Here is a 7,241-nt window from a genome sequence, read left to right as displayed (position 1 = left end):
TTCCTTAACCAAACAATATATTCAACAAGCCCTTGAAAGTTGCCTTGAAGATAACGGATATGCTCTGAAGTTTTATTTTGTCGCACAAAACGGTCGTTTTGATATCAAGAAACTGAATAAAATGCTGGCTGAAGTTAAAGAAGACCAAGATGAATTCAGACAAAGTGATTAGGCCTTCGTTACTTATTTCCCCAAAGTAGTTTTTTACTACCTGTGAGAGGACCGTTGGATTCGAAAAAAAGGTCGAGTTAAGGGTTGCATTTGTTCCCGCACTCGGCCTTTTGACTTCATCTCTATCCACTGAATTGTTAACAGGAGGAAAATACCTCTTATCGGCTGATAAGCAAAATCTGTTCTTCCCTTATGGTCCCTGCTGCAATGCGGAAGCTGCGGACGCGCGGACGCATCCGCCGCAACGAGATAATGAGATAAGAACAAGTGAAGACCGCATACTCGACATCGAAGGGAGAGGGGTAGGGGGAGCCGCTCGGATGGGAATGATATATGCCCAGCAATTGCTCGCCAAGGCTCTCCATATCGCTAAGGGCCCTCGTCAATTCCTCGCCGTCCATCGCAAATGCGACCGGGCTCTGCTCCGCATTGCGGATGCGCCAGCATCGGGCGGCGATGCCATCGCGGCCGGACAACAGCCCGCATGCTTCCAGGGGCTTTTCCTTGATGCAGTGGCCTACCATGTCGCGATAGGCTTGCGTCGCCATGTGAATCGCATCCATGTTACGGCTTACGGCTCCTTGCCCTGTCCATGGCGAGCATATGAAATGGCTTCGGCTGGGTCCGCTTGTCTGTCGACTGCTGTGATTGATTCAGTTGGCTTACATAGCTGAAAAAAGACGACTGGGGCTGCTGTCTCCGTTCCGGATTGCGGTGCACCCGGTTGCCGGAATGCGATTGCATCCATACGAACATGGAGTAATTGGTCGTGCGTGGCTTCGCTTTCCGCTCCGCAGCCGGGTTATGCTCCCCATGCGCTGTGGCCTCCGCCGCCTCCCGCACGCGTGCCCCCGTGTCCGCCGGGTTCTCGTCCCCTGCGGGCAGGGCTTCCCCTACAGGCTCCTCACCTGCGAGCGGCCCGCGGTCCGGTACTGCCTCCGCCGGCGTCAGCGCTGCGGCAGGTTCCCGGTGAAGCGTCCTGGACTCCGCCCCTTCTGCCAGATGCACCCGGATCGGATTCAGCTTGGTTGTCTCCAGCTTCAGCGCTGCTTGCCGCGCCTGCTGAACGAATTCCGATTCCTCCGCTCCCACCTCCCCATCTTCTGCCGACTCCTCTCCGGTCCATTCCGGCTTTATTGGCTCCTCCAGCCCTTCCACTGCCGGTTCACGGACCAGATCCGCCTCTTTCGCTACCGACACGGAGGACGCAGGCCGAGGCAACCGCTGCCCCGCCTCTATCTGGCGCTCCTCCAATATCCGCAGCTGCTTCATCAGTTCCATAAGCGGCTTCTTGCCGAAAAAAATGGTTGCCGCCCCGACAACGCCATCGGTTAACTGCTGCTGCTCCTCTACACCCATGCTGTCGTAGCCGCCGTAAGCAAGCCCCGCCAGATTCAGTGTCTGGCCCGGCTGAGGCAAAATATAACTTAGTCCGCTCTTCCAATGAAAGCTTACTCCCTGAATCGGCATATCGCTATATCTGGCGATGTTCTGGACTAACAGGTTGGCGAGCTGCCGACTTGCCTTTATCTGATGCAGGAAATAATAGACAACGATTTCCTTCTTCTTCTCGTCAACCGGCTGCAGCGTCAGCCACATGCTCTGTTTGCCGCTGTCCCATTCCTCGGAGCACCGTTCGCGATCTTGTTCCGTCTCGATCACCCACACATAGAATCCGGCATGCTTCAACGAATGGCGCATGATCTGCAGCAGCGGGGACGCCACACTCCCGCCTTTGTTCTCCAGCACGATCTGGTAGTTATGCAGCGGATTGACCACGTTCAGAATTTGCTTGCTTTTATCCAGATGAAAAGTAAATGAATACTTCCCCAGCAGTTGATACACATCGGGCAAAAACTCGTCTGCTATCGTGCATAGCGGCTTCGCATTGATCTGAATTTCCATATCGTCCTCCTCGCTTTCCGGGCACACGGGTCCTTCTATCATATGAAAGTCAGCGAGATCGGTTCCGCTCCCACCTGGTTTTGCAATTCCTTCATTTCCGCCAGCACGGATCCCTCCTTCGCCTGCAGCCGGTCGTAACAAGCGATCAGTTCCTCTAAACGAAGCCGCTGGTTCGCCACATCTATCTCCAAGCGGCGCACCGTACGCGCGGCATCGTCGGCCCGGGCCATCATCCAATCGAACAACTCGCTCAAATGCGAGGGCATCCAGGACAAGGACTCCCCGTCTGTCAGCAGAAGTTCCCGCTGCAGCAGTGGACATAAATCGAAGAACGCAATGGAACGCAGATGGGGATAGCCCGTTCCCCATAACAGCTGCGGAGCGGCTGTGCCCGGCCCCCGCTTCATTCCTTGCACGAAGCGCAGCTTCGCCTCCGGCGCTAGGCGGATGTCGGTGAAGCCGGACCAATCGTCCCCCCTATCCGGAGAGCGAGCGCAGCTGATTCGATTGCCTTCCATAATATAGAGCAGGAAGACCTGCTCTCCCATCCACAGAAAATAAGGCTGCGGCACGCTCCCCTCAAAGTGGAGCTTCAACGGCGAGCAGGAGCGAACATGGGTCCGATCATTGGCGTAGTAGCACTTGGCGGCCGCACTGCTTCGAATGGACCAGGCTGCATGAGGTCGGCCGCCGCGATCAAGCGACAGGCAGACTCGCCACCGTTGTTGCGGCTGGCGGGAGGCGAAGAGTCTCCGCCACGCCCCCTCGTCCGCCCCCGGCTCCAGCTCGAGAAGATCCAGCGTATGCAATCTGCCATCGTTCTCCAGCCGATGAAAGAGACCATACAACCTGCCCTCCCCGCTGACGGCATAGGCCGCGTCCCTCACCTGCATGGCAGTAGAGTCGGAATCCGGGAAAGGAATCTCTACGTCCTTCCATACTCCCTCCGCTGGAATGATTCGGATCACGCATCGGTTCTGTCCCTCTCCGGCGACGAGGCTGCACAGGTGAAGGGCGGAACGGTGCCGGAACAGATACGGAAAGGAACTGGCCGTCTCGCCATCGATGCGGACTTCCCGGCGCATTCCGGTAGGCGGATGGTACTTGGCGTAGTACAATCCGCCTTCCGTCTCCAGCAGCATATCGTACTGATCGTCCGACAGAAGCAAGCTGAGGCGGCGGACCGGGTAAGGAGCGGAAAGAAGGGTCCGGAACGGCTTCCCTTCCAGCGGGTACAAGGTATGCTCCAACGCTCCGCCGCTAGTTATCCTCATCCAATGCGAGCCGCTTCGATCATGGATGTAATGCGCCTTTTCCATCCGCATCCCTCCAAAAAAAACACTGGGGTTTCGTCACCTTTTTATGGGTGTCTCCATAGACTGTAATTGAATTTGAAATCTATAAAGGAGGCCTGGAACATACATGGAGAGCAAGTTGGTTCAAGGGCAACAGACGCCCCCCGAATATTTGCCTTTACCCTCTCTGGAATGTATAGAGGTTCCCAAAATATTCGACTGGGTACTGAAAACGACCCAAATTGTTGATGAATCCACGGTTGATTCAGATTGCTTGCCTCTGCCACTTTCGTTTCGTATTGAGGCCAGAGTTCTTGAGGTGAATTGCGAAGAAAAAGTCGGATCCACCCGTGAAAACGTGGTGGTTACGATAGGCGGCAGACCGGTTACGCTGCAGCGGGTAGTGCTGCGGAAATGCGGTACGTATGAAGTAACAATTATCAACACGGGGGTAACGCCGAACGTCGTGCATTGCAGATTCACAAAGAGCTTCATCCGCTTCGAGAAGGTTCTGCTGTGCGCCCCGCCAGGAACCATCATCGACTGCCATATCGTGCCGGAAGCGACGACGATCGATGTGCTGGATATCGTGAATAACATGTTCGTGAACGTGGATATTGTCATTTGCCAGAGCATTCAAGTGAAGGCGACGGTCAAAATGATGGTAGAAGCCGAATTGTGCCAGCCGCGCGTCGAAATCCCGATTCCTGAAAGTCCTTGCGTTGTCACTTTCCCTCAACAATGCCCTGACGTCTTCCCAGGTGCACCTTATCCGTTCCCTTAATAACCGAATGCCGTTCGCTTGGGGTGGTGGGCTCGACCACCCCCTTTTTTACTCACATGTTCCGGCTTCCATGCCGTCAAGCAAGGAGGGCCTATGAAGCTATATTACATCGCATCCGGCTATCGGAGGCCGATTGATATATTGGATAATGCACTGATTAAGGCCTTGACGCAGCGTTTTCAGGAGGTCTCTTTTTTTCTGTCCAACCGGATGCCATATTCGCAATTGCTTCCCGACATCCGCCGCGCCGCCCCGGATTATGTGCTGACGATGATCGGTCCGAGATCGTTCCTTCCGGCCAAGATGATCCATGCGGTACGAGCGATGGGAATCCGTTCGGGAGTATGGTTCGTGGATGATCCGTATGCCATCGACAATGCCCTGTCTGTTGCCCGGGAATACGATGATGTATTCACGATCGATTCGGGCTGCGTTCCTTATTATGCGCGAAGCGGCTGCACCCGTGCGCATCATCTGCCGCTCGGGACCGATACGGATATTTTCCGCCCTTATGTGGTACATCCGACGTATCATCATGATGTATGCTTTTTGGGCACAGGTTACGAGAACCGGCTTGTATTTATGAAGGAGATGCTCCGCTATGTCGAACGAACCGTGCGGGTGCAGCTGATCGGCCATTTCTGGGATTCGGTGGATTGGTCTTCCGGCTGCGTGCCGAGCATACGGGGGAAATGGGTGAACTTCTCGGAGACGCCCCGATATTTCAATGGCGCGAGCATCGTACTTAACATTCACCGGAGCGAGGACGACCCGCTCCTCGACAAGAACCACAGCGGCGCACCCGGACACAGTATTAATAACCGGACCTTCGATATTGCGGCCTGCCGGGCCTTTCAGCTGACCGATTACCGGCCTGACTTGCCCCTGTTCTATCGGCCGGGAGAGGAGATCGTCTGCTTCGATTCGCCGAGGGAATGCGCCGAGCTTATCCACCGCTATCTGCATGACCGCCCTGCGCGGGACGAGATTGCCGACCGAGCCTACCGGCGAACATTGGCCTCACATACCTTCGCCGCTCGCCTGGATGCGATGCTATCGCTGATCTGCTCGACTTGATTCCGCTCCGGTACAACATAGAACGATAGTCAAAAGGGCGAGCCGAAGACTCACCCTTTGACATAAGATTCAACGATGCCCGCTGCTCCGGCAATGGCCAGCAGCAGCACAAGCGGAAAGATAAGGTCTGGAATGAGCAAATAAGCGGCAACCAAAAAGGATGCCGACCAAATGCCGACACACCAGTAGCATACCAGCAGCTTGTGCACGAAGGTATGGAAGCGGCCGCCCTTCTCCTCGACGACCGCGTACATCATACCCGATTCATCCGTCTCGAACCGCTCCTCGACGAAGGAACGGCGCACGAAGGACAGAATCTCATCGAACACAATCAGACGGGTCAAACGGTAACTCGCCAAGATGAGCAATGTCAGTGTTATCCATGATATGTCCCACATGAACAGACTCCCCCTCGGATGCATCGCTTTAACGGATCAATTCAATTCCATTGTATGTCGGTTCCGCCCAGGCTAGAACCAGGTAGTCCACTGCCATGCCCCGTCATCCGATGGCCGGAACAAGGAGGAGAAGCCCCGATGTCAGGACTTCCGATCATCCAATCCGATGAGCAGCTTACCCGGATGCTCCAGCTATCCGCCGAGAAGCCGCTGCTCCTATATAAGCACAGCTCCCAGTGCGGCTCGAGCAAGGTCGCGCATGTCGGGATCAATCATTTTGTACACCGCTATCCGGAGATTGCCTCCCGCTTCGCGATCGGCGTCATCCGTGTCGTTGAGGAACAGCATTTGTCCGAGCGCGTGGCGAGAGAGCTCGGAATTCCGCATGTGTCCCCCCAGATTCTGCTTATCCGCCAAGGGCGGACCGTCTGGCATGCCGGACATCAGCAGATCAATTCGCAGCAGTTATGCCGGGCCGCGATGCTGTACGGCCAGCCTTAACGGCGGTCCGAGCCGACTTCCGCGCCGGTAACGTGAATCTCATTCGCATGCTCGGCGACGACTTCACCGACGCATGCCGCTGCGACGCCCCGCTCCCGCATGGCGGCCACGAGCGGTTCCGCATCCTCCGCCGCGACAGAGAGCAGGAGCCCGCCGGAGGTGACGGCATCGCACAGTATCCACTGTGCGATCTCGTCCAGCCGCTCATCGAACCGGACGCTGTCCTGCACATGGCGGAAGTTGTTTTTCGTTCCGCCGGGAACCGCTGCGCTCTCCGCAAGCTCGCGGACGCGCGGCAGGACAGGCACCTGCTCCGCGTAGATATGAAGCCCGACGCCGCTTCCCTTGGCCATCTCCAGGCTGTGGCCCATCAGGCCGAAGCCGGTCACATCCGTGCAGGCATGGACGCGGAAATCCATCATTACCTCCGCGGCGCTCTTGTTCAGCGTCGTCATCGTGCGGGTGACGACCTCGATCTCCTCCGGCCGGAGCAGATCCCGCTTCAGCGACGTCGTCATAATGCCGACACCGATCGGCTTCGTCAAGATCAGCTTGTCGCCCGGACGAGCCCCCGCATTGGTCAATACCCGATCCGGGTGGATCAGGCCGGTAACCGCCATGCCGAACTTCGGCTCCGGATCATCAATTGAATGGCCGCCCACCAGCGTCGCTCCCGCCTCAGCAACCTTGTCTCCAGCCCCCCGCAATATATCGGCGAGCACCGATTTGTCCAGCTTCGAGATCGGGAACGCAACAATATTGAGCGCCGTAAGCGGCTTGCCGCCCATCGCATAGATGTCGCTAAGCGCATTGGCCGCAGCCACCTGGCCGAATGAATACGGATCATCGACGATCGGCGTGAAAAAATCGACAGTCTGCACGAGTGCCAGTTCATCGTTCAGCCGGAAGACGCCGGCGTCGTCGCTCGTATCCAATCCGACCAGAAGATCCGGGTGCCTCTCCCTCTTCGGAAGCTGACGCAGCACTTGGGACAGATCGGCCGGACCTATTTTGCAGCCGCAGCCTCCTTTGCTTGATAAGGCCGTCAAACGGACCTGAGATTGTTGTTCCATCTCGCTTCATCTCCTCCATGTGGCGTGCATGATATGT

General features: G+C 56.5%; 8 protein-coding genes. 3 read left to right on the top strand and 5 right to left on the bottom strand.

The window, feature by feature from the left end; all coding sequences use genetic code 11:
• Positions 1-329 precede the first annotated feature (329 nt).
• The 3 genes from PPOP_RS04230 to PPOP_RS04220 are packed head-to-tail and all read right to left on the bottom strand — an operon-like array spanning position 330 to position 3,395.
• The gene (locus PPOP_RS04230) at positions 330-734 is read right to left on the bottom strand and encodes a M67 family metallopeptidase (RefSeq protein ID WP_006284837.1); all 405 of its coding nucleotides are present in this window, start codon (positions 732-734) and stop codon (positions 330-332) included.
• Between the two features lies 1 nt (position 735).
• A complete protein-coding gene (locus tag PPOP_RS04225) occupies positions 736-2,076 on the bottom strand; it encodes a hypothetical protein (RefSeq protein ID WP_042227393.1) in 1,341 nt (446 codons plus the stop codon).
• A 38-nt stretch (positions 2,077-2,114) separates the two neighbouring features.
• Positions 2,115-3,395, bottom strand: a complete 1,281-nt coding sequence (locus PPOP_RS04220; protein WP_006284835.1) for a hypothetical protein — start codon at positions 3,393-3,395, stop codon at positions 2,115-2,117.
• Between the two features lie 103 nt (positions 3,396-3,498).
• Between PPOP_RS04220 and PPOP_RS04215 the strand changes: the two genes are divergently transcribed.
• Entirely contained in the window at positions 3,499-4,155 is a 657-nt protein-coding gene (locus tag PPOP_RS04215; protein ID WP_006284834.1) for a BMQ_0737 family morphogenetic spore coat protein, read from the top strand.
• A 93-nt stretch (positions 4,156-4,248) separates the two neighbouring features.
• Entirely contained in the window at positions 4,249-5,232 is a 984-nt protein-coding gene (locus tag PPOP_RS04210) for a CgeB family protein (protein WP_006284833.1), read from the top strand.
• A 50-nt stretch (positions 5,233-5,282) separates the two neighbouring features.
• Here PPOP_RS04210 and PPOP_RS04205 read toward each other — a convergent pair whose 3' ends face one another.
• Positions 5,283-5,630: a DUF1360 domain-containing protein gene (locus tag PPOP_RS04205; RefSeq protein WP_006284832.1), complete on the bottom strand. Its 348-nt coding sequence runs from the start codon at positions 5,628-5,630 to the stop codon at positions 5,283-5,285.
• Positions 5,631-5,768: 138 nt separating this feature from the next.
• On the opposite strand from PPOP_RS04205, the gene ytxJ reads away from it, so the two are divergent.
• Positions 5,769-6,131, top strand: coding sequence for a bacillithiol system redox-active protein YtxJ (gene ytxJ / locus PPOP_RS04200; RefSeq protein WP_006284831.1), 363 nt, complete (start codon positions 5,769-5,771; stop codon positions 6,129-6,131).
• Here the strand turns inward: ytxJ and selD are convergent.
• Positions 6,128-7,204 carry a selenide, water dikinase SelD gene (selD, locus tag PPOP_RS04195; RefSeq protein WP_006284830.1) on the bottom strand — a complete coding sequence of 359 codons (1,077 nt, stop codon included), beginning with the start codon at positions 7,202-7,204 and terminating at the stop codon, positions 6,128-6,130. The genes ytxJ and selD overlap by 4 nt on opposite strands.
• Positions 7,205-7,241: the final 37 nt, after the last annotated feature.

The organism is Paenibacillus popilliae ATCC 14706 (genome assembly GCF_000315235.1).
GTDB lineage: Bacteria > Bacillota > Bacilli > Paenibacillales > Paenibacillaceae > Paenibacillus_B > Paenibacillus_B popilliae.
This window is presented reverse-complemented; position numbering and strand designations above follow the sequence as displayed.